This window comes from Cellulosimicrobium sp. SJTW-1 (assembly GCF_047716875.1).
GTDB lineage: Bacteria > Actinomycetota > Actinomycetes > Actinomycetales > Cellulomonadaceae > Cellulosimicrobium > Cellulosimicrobium funkei.
This window is the reverse complement of the sequence record NZ_CP136680.1, coordinates 2,988,449-3,003,054: the sequence shown is the minus strand read 5'-3', so window position 1 is coordinate 3,003,054 and position 14,606 is coordinate 2,988,449. Positions and strand designations below refer to the sequence as shown.

The 14,606-nt window shown below is 75.0% G+C and carries 12 protein-coding genes and 1 tRNA gene; 11 read left to right on the top strand and 2 right to left on the bottom strand.

Features of this window, described 5'->3' with window-relative positions:
- Positions 1-101 precede the first annotated feature (101 nt).
- The 4 genes from RSE42_RS13585 to RSE42_RS13570 all read left to right on the top strand — a co-directional run bounded on the left by RSE42_RS13585 (position 102) and on the right by RSE42_RS13570 (position 4,099).
- Positions 102-1,478 carry a hemolysin family protein gene (locus RSE42_RS13585; protein WP_415296613.1) on the top strand — a complete coding sequence of 459 codons (1,377 nt, stop codon included), beginning with the start codon at positions 102-104 and terminating at the stop codon, positions 1,476-1,478.
- Positions 1,475-2,518 carry a hemolysin family protein gene (locus tag RSE42_RS13580; protein WP_415296611.1) on the top strand — a complete coding sequence of 348 codons (1,044 nt, stop codon included), beginning with the start codon at positions 1,475-1,477 and terminating at the stop codon, positions 2,516-2,518. Before RSE42_RS13585 ends, RSE42_RS13580 begins: the two co-directional genes overlap by 4 nt.
- A 155-nt stretch (positions 2,519-2,673) precedes the next feature.
- Positions 2,674-3,480, top strand: coding sequence for a D-alanyl-D-alanine carboxypeptidase family protein (locus tag RSE42_RS13575; RefSeq protein WP_085387548.1), 807 nt, complete (start codon positions 2,674-2,676; stop codon positions 3,478-3,480).
- Between the two features lie 55 nt (positions 3,481-3,535).
- The gene (locus tag RSE42_RS13570; protein WP_144722700.1) at positions 3,536-4,099 is read left to right on the top strand and encodes a hypothetical protein; all 564 of its coding nucleotides are present in this window, start codon (positions 3,536-3,538) and stop codon (positions 4,097-4,099) included.
- A gap of 39 nt (positions 4,100-4,138) precedes the next feature.
- On the opposite strand, the gene RSE42_RS13565 is transcribed toward RSE42_RS13570, so the two are convergent.
- On the bottom strand, positions 4,139-4,771 hold the full coding sequence (locus RSE42_RS13565) for a CYTH domain-containing protein (RefSeq protein WP_034655122.1): 633 nt from the start codon (positions 4,769-4,771) through the stop codon (positions 4,139-4,141).
- A 112-nt stretch (positions 4,772-4,883) separates the two neighbouring features.
- Positions 4,884-4,956: transfer RNA gene (locus RSE42_RS13560), tRNA-Arg, on the bottom strand.
- Between the two features lie 204 nt (positions 4,957-5,160).
- Here RSE42_RS13560 and argS point away from each other — a divergent pair.
- From argS to rpmE, 7 genes are all read left to right on the top strand, one after another.
- Positions 5,161-6,846, top strand: coding sequence for an arginine--tRNA ligase (gene argS / locus RSE42_RS13555; RefSeq protein WP_415296609.1), 1,686 nt, complete (start codon positions 5,161-5,163; stop codon positions 6,844-6,846).
- Positions 6,843-8,231 (top strand): diaminopimelate decarboxylase, encoded by a 1,389-nt coding sequence (gene lysA / locus RSE42_RS13550; RefSeq protein WP_144722698.1) that lies wholly within the window; start codon positions 6,843-6,845, stop codon positions 8,229-8,231. The genes argS and lysA overlap by 4 nt, the downstream gene beginning before the upstream one ends.
- Before the next feature lie 163 nt (positions 8,232-8,394).
- A complete protein-coding gene (locus RSE42_RS13545) occupies positions 8,395-9,732 on the top strand; it encodes a homoserine dehydrogenase (RefSeq protein WP_086150772.1) in 1,338 nt (445 codons plus the stop codon).
- Positions 9,733-9,743: 11 nt separating this feature from the next.
- Positions 9,744-10,847: a threonine synthase gene (gene thrC / locus RSE42_RS13540; RefSeq protein ID WP_175009213.1), complete on the top strand. Its 1,104-nt coding sequence runs from the start codon at positions 9,744-9,746 to the stop codon at positions 10,845-10,847.
- A complete protein-coding gene (thrB, locus tag RSE42_RS13535) occupies positions 10,847-11,776 on the top strand; it encodes a homoserine kinase (protein ID WP_175009166.1) in 930 nt (309 codons plus the stop codon). The genes thrC and thrB overlap by 1 nt, the downstream gene beginning before the upstream one ends.
- A gap of 249 nt (positions 11,777-12,025) precedes the next feature.
- Positions 12,026-14,146, top strand: coding sequence for a transcription termination factor Rho (gene rho / locus RSE42_RS13530; protein WP_137281212.1), 2,121 nt, complete (start codon positions 12,026-12,028; stop codon positions 14,144-14,146).
- A gap of 164 nt (positions 14,147-14,310) precedes the next feature.
- Positions 14,311-14,529, top strand: coding sequence for a 50S ribosomal protein L31 (gene rpmE / locus RSE42_RS13525; protein WP_021483241.1), 219 nt, complete (start codon positions 14,311-14,313; stop codon positions 14,527-14,529).
- The last annotated feature ends 77 nt before the right edge of the window (positions 14,530-14,606 follow it).

Sequence of the window (14,606 nt, the reverse complement as noted above, 5' to 3'; positions counted from 1 at the left end):
CCGGGGGCCGCCGGGCCGTCCCTCCCGGGCGCCGCGCGACGGGCGAGCGCTAACATCGTCGGCACGATGAAGAGCACCTCCCGATATCGGTGGAGCACCTCGTGGTAGGCGACTGGGTCATGGTCGCGCTCGGGGTGCTCCTCACCGCAGGTACCGCCGTCTTCGTGGCCAGCGAGTTCTCCCTGGTCACCCTCGACCCCGCCGTCCTCCCCGCCGGGGACGACGCCGACCAGGAGGGCGACAGACGCGGCTCCCCGCCGTCGGGCGGGACGGGCGGCCCCGACCGCCGCGACCGCAGCGTCCGGGCCGGGCTCAAGCACCTGTCGACCGAGCTCTCCTCGGCGCAGGTCGGCATCACCCTCACGACCATCCTCCTCGGGTACACCGCGCAGCCCGCGCTCCTCGCGCTCTTCGGGGACGCCCTGAGCTCGACGCCGCTCGGCCACGCGGCCTCCGCGGTCCTCGCGGGCGTGCTCGCGCTGCTCGTCGTGAACTTCGTCTCGATGCTCTTCGGCGAGCTCATCCCGAAGAACTTCGCGCTCAGCGCGCCCTACGCCACCGCGCGGCAGGTCGTGCCCGTGCAGCGGCAGTTCACCAAGCTGTTCCGGCCGGTCATCGCCGTGCTCAACGGCTCGGCGAACGCGATCCTGCGCCGCGTCGGCGTCGAGCCGCGCGAGGAGCTGTCGGGCGCCCGCTCGGCGTCCGAGCTCGCCGCCCTCGTGCGCCGCTCCGCCCAGGAGGGCACGCTCGACGTCTCCGTCGCGACCCTCCTCACCAACTCGATCGAGCTCGACGAGCTGAGCGCCGTCGACGTCATGACCGACCGCATGCGCATGGTCGTCGTGGACCGGGACGCGACCGCCGCGGACGTCGTCGACGCCGCCCGGCGCACCGGGCACTCGCGGTTCCCCGTCATCGGCGAGGACCGTGACGACGTCGTCGGCCTCGTCCACCTGCGCCGCGCCGTCGCCGTCCCCTACGAGCGGCGCCACGAGGTCCCCGCGGCGGCCCTCATGGCCGACGCCTCGCGCGTGCCCGAGACGGTGCGGCTCGGGCCGCTCCTCGTCGAGCTCCGCGGCTTCGGCCTCCAGATGGCGGTCGTGGTCGACGAGTACGGCGGCACCTCGGGCGTCGTCACGCTCGAGGACGTCGTCGAGGAGCTCGTGGGCGACGTCGCGGACGAGCACGACCCCCGGCGCTCCGGCGCTGCCCGCCGCGCGGACGGCTCGTGGCTCGTGCCCGGCGTCATGCGGCCCGACGAGCTCACCGAGGTCACCGGGCTGCGCGTCCCCGAGGACGGCGCCTACGAGACGCTCGGCGGCCTCGTCATGGCCCGCCTCGGCCGCGTCCCCGAGCCCGGCGACGAGATCGCCGCGGGCGAGGGTCGGTACCGCGTGGTGCTGCGCGTGGAGGCGATGGAGGGGCGGCGCGTCGAGCGGCTCTCGGTCCGCGCGACACCGACGGAGGGGGACGCGTGAGCTCGACCACCGCGCTCCTCGTCGCGCTCCTCCTGCTCGCCGGCAACGCGTTCTTCGTCGGCGCCGAGTTCGCGGTGATCTCCGCGCGCCGCTCGGCGATCGAGCCGCTCGCCGCGCAGGGCAACCGCCGCGCCCAGACGGTCCTGTGGGCGATGGAGCACGTGTCGCTCATGCTCGCGTGCGCCCAGCTCGGCGTGACCGCCTGCTCCACGGGTCTGGGCGTCGTCGCGGAGCCGGCCATCGCGCACCTCATCGAGGACCCGCTGCACGCGCTCGGCGTGAGCACCGCGCTCGCGCACCCGATCGCGTTCGTCGTGGCGCTCGCGATCGTCGTCTACCTGCACGTGGTGCTCGGCGAGATGGTCCCGAAGAACCTCGCGGTCTCCGGGCCCGAGACGGCCGTCATGTGGTTCGGTCCGCCGCTCGTGTGGATCGGGCGCGTGCTGCGCCCCGTCATCGTCGCGCTCAACTGGCTCGCGAACCACGCGGTGCGCGCCACGGGCGTCGAGCCGAAGGACGAGGTGGCGTCGGCGTTCACCGCCGAGGAGGTGCAGTCCATCGTCGAGCACTCCCAGGCCGAGGGCGTGCTGCGCGACGAGCAGGGGCTGCTGTCCGGGGCCATCGAGTTCTCCGAGCGCACCGCGCAGGACGTCATGGTCCCCGTCGCGGACCTCGTCACCGTCACCGAGGGGTGCACGCCCGACGAGGTCGAACGCCTGGTCGCCAAGACCGGCTTCTCCCGGTTCGCCGTCGCGGACGTCACGGGCGACCTCGTGGGCTACCTGCACGTCAAGGACGTGCTCTACGCGGACGAGACGACGCGCGAGGCCCCGGTCCCGTCGTGGCGCGTGCGGGCGCTCGCGGCCGCCGCGCCCGACGACGAGGTGGAGGACGCGCTGCGCGCCATGCAGCGCTCGGGGGCGCACCTGGCGCGCGTCGACGGTCCCGAGGGCGGGGGCGCGCTCGGGGTGGTCTTCCTCGAGGACATCCTCGAGGAGCTCGTCGGCGAGGTGCGCGACGCGATGCAGCGCCGGCACTAGGCCGGCGTCCCGGCCGGCGCGAGGGTGCCCGAGGGCGCTCCGCCGAGGCTCTGAGCAGGGGACTTGGCATCGCCGGAGCCCTTCGTTACTGTTCCGTGATTGATCGGTCATCGGTGGCTCGGAGCCACCCCGACGACGTGAGAGGCAGGTGGCGGGTGGAGTCGCAGCACGGCGCACCCGCCCTCGACTCACGACGGGCCCGGCGCGAGGCGGAGCAGGGCTCCCGGCGTCGCCGCCCCCAGGCACAGGTCTCCAGCCAGCACCGCTGGGTGCCGCGCGTCGCCGTCCTCGGGACGCTCGCCGCCGCGACCATCGCGATGCCGCTCTCCGCGGGCGCCGACGACGCGCTCGGCAGCGGGTCGCCCTTCGAGCCGGAGACCCGCCCCGTCGGCCCGAGCGCGCTCGACCTCGCGACCGCCGCCGCGACCGCACCCGCCGTCTCCCCGAGCGTCGCCGCCGCGCCCCGCGTCGAGGTGCGCCGCGAGGCGGCCTCCCGCTCCGCCGCGCGCGACCCGCTGCCGGGCTGCGACCCGACCGTCCGGCCCGAGGGCACGAACGGCAAGCTCGACGAGCACGCCCTGTGCGAGCTGTGGCAGGCGGACGAGCACCTGCGACCCGACGCGGCCGTCGCGCTCTCCGCGATGAACGAGGCGTTCCGGGCCACCTTCGGCCGGGACCTCTGCCTCGTGTCGTCGTACCGCACGCTCTCGACGCAGGTCTCGCTCAAGTCCTCCCGCGGCGCCTTCGCGGCGCCCCCCGGCTGGTCCATGCACGGGTGGGGGCTCGCGATCGACCTCTGCTCCGTGGAGACCGGCTCGCGCGAGGTCTACGCGTGGATCAACCAGAACGGCGCCACGTACGGCTGGGCCAACCCGGCGTGGGCCAAGCGCGGCGGCAGCGGCGCCTACGAGCCCTGGCACTTCGAGTTCGTCCAGGGCGTCGAGGAGATCCAGAACTCCTGACGCGCCCCCGGCCGGCCGCCCCGCGCCCGGCCGCCCCGCGCCGTATCGTCGGACCGTGGCCGACCTGCTCCTCGCCGCGGTCGTCCTGCGCCGTCCCGAGCACGCGCTCGCCGCGCAGGTGCTGAGCCTCGCCGTAGGCGGCCTCGTCCGCGTGGAGCCGACGGCGCCCGGCGAGCCTCCCGTCCTCGTCCTCCTCGACGCGTCGCGTGCCTCCGAGCGCGAGCACCTCGCCCTGTCGACCCTCTTCGGCGGGACGGCGGGCGAGGGCGCGCGCGTCGCGCTCGACCCCTCCGACGACGCCCTGCGCCTCCGCGTGCACGACGCCGCCCGCCGGGTCTTGCGTAGCGCCCGCCACGACGGCTACCTGGAGGCGGGACGGTCACGCCGGCTCACGGAGAAGGGCGACGCGGTGCGGGCCGACCTCGTCGCGCTGGAGGACGCCGTCGAGCGCGAGGTCGCGGAGGCGCGCGCGCACGACCGGGCGCGCGAGCACGTGTCGCCCGGCGCGCTGCCGTGGGCGGTCCTGTTCGGGCACGAGCCCGGGTGGGTGCCGGTCGACGGGCGCACGGTCCGGTTCGACGTCGCCGCGGTGTGCGCGGCTGCGGACGCGCTGCGCTGACCCGAGGACCGGGCGTCCGGGCGCGTGCCCGCGCGGTGCCTACGGGCCGGAGAGCCGCTCGTTGCGGCCGAAGTCCTGGAGGAACCGCGGGCCGGACGCGGCGAGCTCGGCCTCGAACTCCTCGCGCCACGCGCCGTAGGGGCGGCCCGCGAGCGCGTCGTTGGAGAACCGGGGGTCGTCCGTGAGCTCGGTGACGCAGAAGGCGGGGATCTGCAGGTCCGTGACGGGACCGGTGCGCTCGCACTCCGCGACGACGAGCGGGTGGTTCGCCCCGCCGAACACGTCGACGACCCAGCCGTCGGCCCCGACCCACACGGAGTAGCGGGTCTTGACGACGCGCGCACCGCCGCGGCGGATCATCTGGACGCCCACCGCCACGTCGACCTCGCGCTCCGCCTCGTAGCGCGTGCCGCCGGCCATCGGGCCCTTGACGGTGAGCGTGCACAGGTCGACGGCGGGGGCGTAGCGGTCGAGGAGCCGGACCGGGTCGGTCGTCGCGTCCATCGTCGCGTCGACCGTGGGCACCTTCGCGCGCAGCCGCAGCGCGTACCCCTCGTCGGCCAGGTAGTAGCTCTGCACGATGAGCGCGGGCGCGTCGCGCAGGTCCTCGGGCAGCTCGCGCACGAGGAACCGGCGCTCGAACTCGAAGTCCCCGTAGCCGCCGTCGGTCATGGGCCCACCGTAGCGGGAGCGCGCGGGTCGTGGCGGGACCTCGCGCAGCGGGTCCGGAGACGGCGCGAGCCCGGCCGCGCGAGGCGGGCCGGGCTCGTGGGAGCGGTGCGGGTGCCCTCGATAGGATTCGAACCTACGACCTTCTGCTCCGGAGGCAGACGCTCTATCCACTGAGCTACGAGGGCGAGCGCCGACGGTGACCGCCGACGCGATGCACGAGACTACCAGCCCGCGCGGGGTGCGCCGACCTCCGGGCCCACCTCCGGCCGGACCCCTGGGCCGACTCCGCCCCAGCCCTGCGCCAGCCCTGCGCCAGCACTGCGCCGACCCGGCGCCGGCCCGGCGAAATCCCGCGACGGACGGTGCCCGCGCCTCGGTAGAATCGCCCGGTGACCCCCGACGAGCTCTCCGAAGCGCTGAGCGCTGCCCTGGCCGCCGCCGTCGCCGACGGCACCCTCGCCCTGGACCCGACCGCGGTCCCCGAGCGCGTCCACGTGGAGCGACCCCGCCAGCGCGAGCACGGCGACTGGGCCACGAACGTCGCGCTGCAGCTCGCGAAGAAGGCGGGCACGACGCCGCGCGCGCTCGCCGAGGACCTCGCGCGCCGCCTCGCCGCGCACCCGGGCATCCGGGCCGTGGACGTCGCCGGCCCCGGCTTCCTCAACATCACGCTCGACGCGGCCGCCGCGGGCGAGCTCGCGCGCACCATCGTCGAGGCCGGCCCGGCGTACGGGCGCGGCGACTCCGCGGCGGGCAAGAAGGTCAACCTCGAGTTCGTCTCCGCGAACCCGACCGGGCCCATCCACATCGGTGGCGTCCGCTGGGCCGCCGTTGGCGACTCGCTCGCGCGCGTGCTCGAGGCGAGCGGCGCGGACGTGACGCGGGAGTACTACTTCAACGACCACGGCGCCCAGATCGACCGCTTCGCGCGCTCGCTCCTCGCGCGCTCGCGCGGCCAGGAGGCGCCGGAGGACGGGTACGGCGGCGAGTACATCACCGAGATCGCCGACGCGGTCGTCGCCGACGCCCTCGCCGCGGGCGACCCCGACCCGCGCACGCTCCCGGACGCCGAGGCGCAGGAGGTGTTCCGCGCGCGCGGCGTCGAGCGCATGTTCGGCGAGATCAAGGCGTCGCTCCACGACTTCGGCGTCGACTTCGACGTCTACTTCCACGAGGACTCGCTGCACGAGTCGGGCGCCGTCGAGCGCGCCGTCGAGCGCCTGCGCGCGTCCGGTCACATGTTCGAGAAGGACGGCGCGACCTGGCTGCGCACGACCGACTTCGGCGACGACAAGGACCGCGTCGTCATCAAGTCCGACGGCGAGGCGGCCTACATCGCGGGCGACATCGCCTACTACCTCGACAAGCGCGAGCGCGGCTTCGACGAGGTCATCATCATGCTCGGCGCCGACCACCACGGGTACGTCGGCCGCATGATGGCGGTCTGCGCGGCCTTCGGCGACACCCCGGGGAAGAACCTGCAGCTCCTCATCGGGCAGATGGTCAACCTCGTCAAGGACGGCCAGCCCGTGCGCATGTCCAAGCGCGCCGGGACGGTCGTGACGCTGGAGGACCTGGTGGACGCCGTCGGCGTCGACGCCGCGCGCTACTCGCTCGCGCGCTCGTCCGCGGACCAGAACATCGACCTCGACCTCGACCTGCTCGCGCGGGCGACGAACGAGAACCCCGTCTACTACGTGCAGTACGCGCACTCGCGCACCGCGGCGGTGGACCGCAACGCGGCCGACCGCGGCGTCGCGCGCGCCGACGGGTTCGAGCCCGCGCTGCTCGACCACCCGAGCGAGGCGGCGCTCGTCGGGCGTCTCACCGAGTTCCCGCGCATCGTCGCCCAGGCGGCCGAGCTGCGCGAGCCGCACCGCGTCGCGCGCTACCTCGAGGCCCTGGCCGGCGACTACCACACGTGGTACCAGCAGAAGTCGCAGCGCGTGCTGCCGTACCCGGACGAGGAGGTCACGGACACGCACCGCACGCGCCTGTGGCTCAACGACGCGGTGCGCCAGGTCCTCGCCAACGGCCTGGGGCTGCTCGGCGTGAGCGCGCCGGAGCGCATGTGAGCACGGGCCTGCCGGGACACCCCGGCGAGCCGTGGTCGCGCGGCGTGCGGCGCCGGGACGACGGCGCGGTCGAGGTCGCGGGCGTCGACGTCCACGACCTCGCGGCCGAGCACGGGACGCCCGCGTACGTGCTCGACGAGGCGGACTTCCGCGCCCGGGCGCGCGCGTACCGGACGGCGTTCGAGACGGCGTTCCGCGCCGTCGGGTCGGACGTCGACGTGTACTACGCGGGCAAGGCGCTGCTCACCGTGGCCGTCGCGCGCTGGGCGCGCGAGGAGGGCCTGCGCGTCGACACCGCGAGCGGGGGAGAGCTCGCCGTCGCGCTGCGCGCCGGCGTCCCCGGCCCGGAGATCGGCCTGCACGGCAACAACAAGTCCGACGCCGAGATCGGCCGGGCGCTCGACGAGGGCGTGGGCCGGATCATCGTCGACTCGCTCGTCGAGGTCGAGAGGGTCGCACGTCTCGCGGGGGAGCGCGGCGTCGTCGCGCCCGTCATGGTCCGCGTGACGACGGGCGTCCACGCGGGCGGGCACGAGTACATCTCGACCGCGCACGAGGACCAGAAGTTCGGGCTGTCGATCGCCGCGCCCCGCCCCGCGGACGGCGGCGCGGCCGGCGACTCCCCGGCGATGGCGGCGCTGCTCGACGTCGTCGCGCGCCCCGAGCTGCACCTGCTCGGGATCCACTCGCACATCGGCTCCCAGATCCTCGACCCCTCGGGCTTCGAGGTCGCGGCGCGCGCCGTGCTGGAGCTGCGGGCGCGGCTCGCGGCCCGCTCCGGCGTCCTCGTCGACGAGGTCGACATCGGCGGCGGCTACGGCATCGCGTACCTCCCGGGCGACGTCGCGCTCGACCCGGAGCGCGTCGCGAAGGACGTCGCGCGCGCGGTCGAGGCGGTGGCCGCGGAGCTCGGCACGCCGCTGCCGCGGTTCTCGATCGAGCCGGGGCGCGCGATCGTCGGGCCGGCCGGCCTCACGCTCTACACGGTCGGCACGGTGAAGCCCGTGACGCTCGACGACGGGCGCGTGCGCACGTACGTGTCGGTGGACGGCGGCATGAGCGACAACATCCGCCCCGCGCTCTACGCGGCGCAGTACCACGCGGAGGTCGTCGGCCGCGCGTCCGAGGCCCGGCCCGTGCTCGCGCGCGTCGTGGGCAAGCACTGCGAGAGCGGCGACATCGTCGTCCACGAGGTGCAGCTCCCCGGGGACGTGCGCGCGGGCGACCTGCTCGCGGTGCCCGCCACGGGGGCCTACGGCCGCTCGATGGCGTCGAACTACAACCTCCTGACGCGTCCGCCCGTGGTCGCCGTGCACGACGGCGCGAGCCGCGTCCTCGTGCGGCGCGAGACCGTCGAGGACCTGCTGGCGCTCGACGAGGGCTGACGCCCACCGGGTCGTGCCCGCGGGTCGGCATCCGACCTGTGGGCACGCCCCGGGCGGGCGCGCGCGTCGCCGTATCCTGTGCCTGCGGCTCCCGAGCCACCCGGGCACGACCCGGGCCGCGCCCGGCGCCGCACCCGCCCTGACCACCCGAGGAAGGTCCGTCGTGCCGTCTGCCGCCGAGTCCCATCCGCCCCTGCGCGTCGCCCTGCTGGGGTGCGGCGTCGTCGGCACCCAGGTCGCGCGGCTGCTCACGGAGCAGGCCGACGACCTCGCGTCCCGGGTCGGTGCGCCCCTGGAGCTCGTCGGGATCGCGGTCCGCGACGCGTCCGCCCCGCGCGACGCCGCGGTGGACCGGTCGCTGCTCACGGAGGACGCGGCGAGCCTCGTCGAGCGCGCCGACATCGTCGTCGAGGTGATGGGCGGCACGGAGCCCGCGCGGTCGCTGCTGCTGCGCGCGATCGAGGCGGGCGCCGCCGTCGTGACGGCGAACAAGGCCCTCCTCGCCGAGGACGGCCCCACGCTCTACAAGGCGGCCGACGCCGCCGGGGTGGACATCTACTTCGAGGCCGCCGTCGCGGGCGCCATCCCGATCGTGCGCCCGGTGCGCGAGTCGCTCGCGGGCGACCGCGTGCGCCGCGTGCTCGGCATCGTCAACGGGACGACCAACTACGTGCTCGACCAGATGGCCACGACGGGCCGGGGCCTCGACGAGGCCGTCCGGGAGGCGCAGGACCTCGGCTACGCGGAGGCGGACCCGACGGCCGACGTCGAGGGGTACGACGCCGCGGCCAAGGCGGCGATCCTCGCGAGCCTCGCGTTCCACACGCGCGTGTCGCTCGACGACGTCGCGCGCGAGGGCATCCTCGCCGTCACGGCCGACGACGTCGCGTGGGCCGCGCAGACGGGCCACGTCATCAAGCTGCTCGCCATCGCCGAGCGGCGCGACGGCGGGGCGACCGGGGAGGCGGGCGTGTCGGTGCGCGTGCACCCGGCGCTCGTGCCGACCTCGCACCCGCTCGCGAACGTGCGCGGCTCGTTCAACGCCGTGTTCGTGGAGGCCGAGTCCGCGGGCGAGCTCATGTTCTACGGGCGCGGGGCGGGCGGCGCCCCGACGGCGTCGGCCGTGCTCGGCGACGTCGTCTCCGCCGCCCGCCACCGCGTGCTCGGGGGCAAGGGGCCGCAGGAGTCCACGTACGCCGAGCTCCCGATCCTCCCGCCGAGCGCCGCGGTCACGCGCTACCAGGTGCGGCTCGACGTCGAGGACCGCCCCGGCGTGCTCGCGCAGGTCGCGCACGCGCTCGCCGAGCACGGCGTGTCCATCGAGGCGGTCCGCCAGCCGACGGCGCGCGGCGCGGCGGACGTCGCCGAGCCCGGCGTCGCGGAGCTCCTCATCACCACGCACGCGGCGCCCGAGTCGGCGCTGTCGGCCACCGTCGCGGCGGTCGCCGAGCTCGAGCCCGTCCGCACGATCACGTCCGTCCTGAGAGTCGAGGGAGCCTGATGGCCCACGAGATGGCCCACCAGTGGCAAGGCATCATCGCCGAGTACCGTGACCGGCTGCCCGCGCACGTGTCCGAGCGCATCGTCACGCTCGGTGAGGGAGGCACGCCGCTCGTCGAGGCGCCGGCCCTGTCGGCGCGCACGGGTGCCCAGGTCTTCGTCAAGGTCGAGGGCATGAACCCGACGGGGTCGTTCAAGGACCGCGGCATGACGACGGCGATCTCCGCGGCCGCCGGGCGCGGCGCGCAGGCGGTCGTGTGCGCGTCCACGGGCAACACGTCGGCGTCGGCGGCCGCCTACGCCGTGCGCGCGGGCATGACGTGCGCGGTGCTCGTCCCGGACGGCAAGATCGCGATGGGCAAGCTGAGCCAGGCGATCGCCCACGGCGCGCGCCTGCTCCAGGTCGACGGCAACTTCGACGACTGCCTCGTCGCGGCGCGCAAGCTCGCCGAGGCGTACCCGGTCGAGCTCGTGAACTCGGTCAACCCCGACCGCATCGAGGGCCAGAAGACGGGCGCCTTCGAGATCGTCGACGCGCTCGGAGACGCCCCGGACATCCACGCGCTGCCCGTCGGCAACGCGGGGAACATCACCGCGTACTGGAAGGGCTTCCGCGAGTACGCCGGCCAGGGCGTCGCGGGGCACGCGGGGGAGGGCCTGCCGGCCGTCGCGACGCGCACGCCGCAGATGTGGGGCTTCCAGGCGGCGGGCGCCGCGCCGATCGTCGCGGGCCACCCGATCACGGAGCCCGAGACCGTCGCGACCGCCATCCGCATCGGCAACCCCGCGTCGTGGGAGCTCGCCGAGGCCGCGCGCGACGAGTCGGGCGGCGTCATCGAGGCCGTCTCCGACGAGCAGATCCTCGCGGCGCACCGCGTCCTGTCGAGCGAGGTCGGCGTGTTCGTCGAGCCCGCGTCGGCCGCCGGCGTCGCCGGGATCCTCGCGCGCGCCGAGCGCGGGCTCGTGCCCGCCGGCGCGCGGATCGTCGTCACGGTCACCGGGCACGGTCTCAAGGACCCGCAGTGGGCGCTGCGCACGCTCGACGGCACCGAGGTCCAGCCGACGCGCGTGACCGCCGACGTCGTGTCCATCGCCGACGCCCTCGGGCTCGACTGATGCAGCTCGGCGCGGACCACGTACGGGTGCGCGTCCCGGCGACGAGCGCGAACCTCGGCCCCGGCTTCGACGCGCTGGGCCTCGCGCTCGCGCTCCACGACGTGCTCGAGGTGCGCGCGCTCGCGAGCGACGACGTCGTGGTCGACGTCGAGGGCGAGGGCGCGGGGGAGGTGCCCGGCGACGCGTCGCACCTGGTGGTGCGCGCACTGCGGGCCGCGCTCGACGTGGCGGGTGCGCCGCAGACGGGCCTGCACCTGACGTGCGTCAACCGCGTCCCGCACGGGCGGGGCCTCGGGTCGTCCGCCGCGGCCGTCGTCGCGGGCATCGTCGCGGCGCGCGCGCTCGTCGCCGACCCGTCGGTCCTCGACGACGACGTCGCGCTCGGCCTCGCGACCGCGATCGAGGGGCACCCCGACAACGCGGCGCCCGCGCTGCTCGGCGGCGCGACCGTCGCGTGGGAGAGCGGGACGCCCGGATCCGGGGCGCGCGCCGTCCGGCTCGACGTGCATCCCGACCTGCGGGCGACGGTGCTGGTCCCCTCGGCGCGGCTCGCGACGAGCCGCGCGCGCGGCGTGCTCCCCGCGCACGTGCCGCACGCCGACGCGGCGTTCAACGCGGGGCGGTCGGCCCTGCTGGTCGAGGCGCTCACGCGACGCCCCGACCTGCTCCTCGACGCGACCGACGACCGGCTCCACCAGGGGTACCGCGCCGGCGTCATGCCGACGACGTCGGAGCTCGTCCGCGCGCTGCGGGCGCGAGGGCTCGCGGCGACGGTGTCGGGTGCCGGTCCTACCGTCCTCGTCCTGTCCGGGGCGGACCGCCTCGACGAGGTCGCGGGCGTCGCGGACGAGCTCGTCGGGGGGAGCGCGGACTGGTCGGTCAGCCGCCTCGACGTCGACACGCGCGGGGTCGTGGCCGAACGGCTCTGAGCGCTGTCCTGCCGGTGCTAGGATGGTCCCAGCCTTCGGTCACGCTCTCGCATCAGCAGTCGAGCGTTCTCCAGCGCGGAAGTGCCGCGACAGAGCCCGTCCGAGAGAAGGCAATCCAGCCCGCGTCAGATGACGTCGTCGTACCACTGACGCGTGGTGACACCTGCGCACCGGCCGTCACGGCCGGGCGTCGACCACCCGCGGTCCGCCCTCTGAGAGACGGACGCAAACGAGGGGGAAGGGTCCTTCGTGACAGACACCATCGACACCGCCACGAGCAGCGCGACCGCTGCCGGCGGTACCGCCCGGAACGGCGCGCTCTCCACGCTGCGCCTCCCGGAGCTGCAGGCGCTCGCGTCGCAGCTCGGGGTCAAGGGCACGTCCAAGATGCGGAAGGGCGATCTCGTGGACGTCATCCGCGCCCGCACGGGCGAGCAGGGTGCCTCCGAGCGCCCCGCCGCGTCCCGGCGCGACACGGACGCGGCGACCGCCGCGTCGCGTGAGACGAACGAGGCGCCCGTCGCCTCGGGGCGCGGCCGCAGCCGCCGCGCCGAGCGGCCCGCGGCGAGCCCCGCGGCCGGCACCGACTCCCCGGCGACGCGTCAGGACGCGCCGTCGGCCGCGAGCCGCGAGGAGCGCACCGCCGCTCCCGTGCTCGACCTCCCGGTGCGCGCCGACGAGCAGCGCACGGAGCAGCGCGGCGAGCGCCGCGACGGCCGCCGCGACGCGCGGTCGGAGGCCGCGGCCGCGGTCGCCGAGGCCCTCGGCGAGGGCGTGCGCACGCGCGACACCGCGAACGAGTCGCCCGACGAGCGTGCGGCGCGCGCCGCGGCCGCCGTCGGCCTGGTCACGGGCGAGCGCGGCTCGCGCCGTGCGGGCCGCGGTGCCGGTGCCCCGCGCACGGGCGAGGGCGACGGCGACGCGCCGCGCGCCGACCGTCAGCGCGACCAGCAGGGCGGCGAGCGCCAGCGTGAGCAGCAGCCGGAGAAGCAGTCCGGTCAGCAGTCCGGCCAGCAGGGCCGGGGCGAGCGTCAGGGCGACCGCCGTGACGACCGCCAGCTCCTGGACGACGAGCGCGGCGGGCGCCGCCGTCGGGGCCGCGACCGCGGTCGCGACCGCGACCGCAAGCGCGGCCGCAACCGCCAGGGACCGGACCTCTCGGGCCTCGACGACATCGAGGTCAACGAGGACGACGTCCTGCTCCCCGTCGCGGGCATCCTCGACATCCTCGACAACTACGCGTTCGTCCGCACCAGCGGCTACCTGCCGGGCAACAACGACGTCTACGTGTCGCTCGGCCAGGTGAAGAAGGCCGGGCTGCGTCGCGGCGACGCCGTGACGGGCGCCGTGCGCCAGCCGCGCGAGGGCGAGAACCAGGGCAACACCGCGCGCCAGAAGTTCAACGCGCTCGTGCGCCTGGACACGGTCAACGGCATGTCGCCGGAGGAGGCGCGCGAGCGTCCGGAGTTCAACCGGCTCACGCCGCTGTACCCGCAGGAGCGCCTGCGCCTCGAGAACTCCGAGGCCACGCGTCTCACGCCGCGCGTCATCGACATCGTCGCGCCGATCGGCAAGGGCCAGCGCGGTCTCATCGTCGCGCCGCCCAAGGCCGGCAAGACGATCATCATGCAGCAGATCGCCAACGCGATCGCCGCGAACAACCCCGAGGTCCACCTCATGGTGGTGCTCGTGGACGAGCGGCCCGAAGAGGTCACCGACATGGAGCGGACGGTCCGCGGCGAGGTCATCGCCTCGACGTTCGACCGCCCCGCGTCGGACCACACGATCGTCGCCGAGCTCGCGATCGAGCGCGCGAAGCGCCTGGTCGAGCTCGGCCAGGACGTCGTGGTGCTCCTCGACTCGCTCACCCGCCTGTCGCGCGCGTACAACCTCGCGGCGCCGGCCTCGGGCCGCATCCTGTCCGGTGGTGTGGACGCGTCCGCGCTCTACCCGCCGAAGCGGTTCTTCGGCGCGGCGCGCAACATCGAGAACGGCGGCTCCCTGACGATCCTCGCCTCGGCGCTCGTGGAGACGGGCTCGAAGATGGACGAGGTCATCTTCGAGGAGTTCAAGGGCACGGGGAACATGGAGCTCCGCCTGTCCCGGAACCTCGCGGACAAGCGCATCTTCCCGGCCGTGGACGTCAACGCGTCCGGCACGCGCCGCGAGGAGATCCTCATGTCGCAGGACGAGCTGAAGATCATCTACAAGCTCCGCCGCGTCATGGGCGCCCTCGACCAGCAGCAGGCGATCGAGCTGCTGCTCGGCCAGCTCAAGAAGACGCAGACGAACGTCGAGTTCCTGCTGCACGTCCAGAAGACGACGCCCGGCGGGCTGGCCGACGACGACAACGTCGGCCGCACGATCTGACGCGTCACCCGGTCACCGACGGCGGGTGGCCCCGGGAAGTTCTCGGGGCCCCCGCGCGTTCTGGCACAATGGTTCGTCGGCCTGCGCTCGTCAGGCCGCCTGTCGCCGGTTCACAGGTGCGGTAGCCGCACCTGACCCGGAGACGTCACCCCAAGGAGAAAACCGTGAAGTCTGGTATCCACCCCGAGTACGTCGTCACCGAGGTGACGTGCACCTGCGGGAACACGTTCGTGACGCGCAGCACCGAGGCGTCGGGCAAGATCAGCTCCGACGTGTGCAGCGCCTGCCACCCGTTCTACACGGGCAAGCAGAAGATCCTCGACACCGGTGGCCGCGTGGCCCGCTTCCAGGCGCGCTACGGCAAGAAGGACGCCGACAAGTAGCAGCACCGCAGCGCCGGTGGTCCGAGCCCGACAACCTCTCCAGGGGCAGTCGGTGCGCTCGGACCACCGGCGCTGTC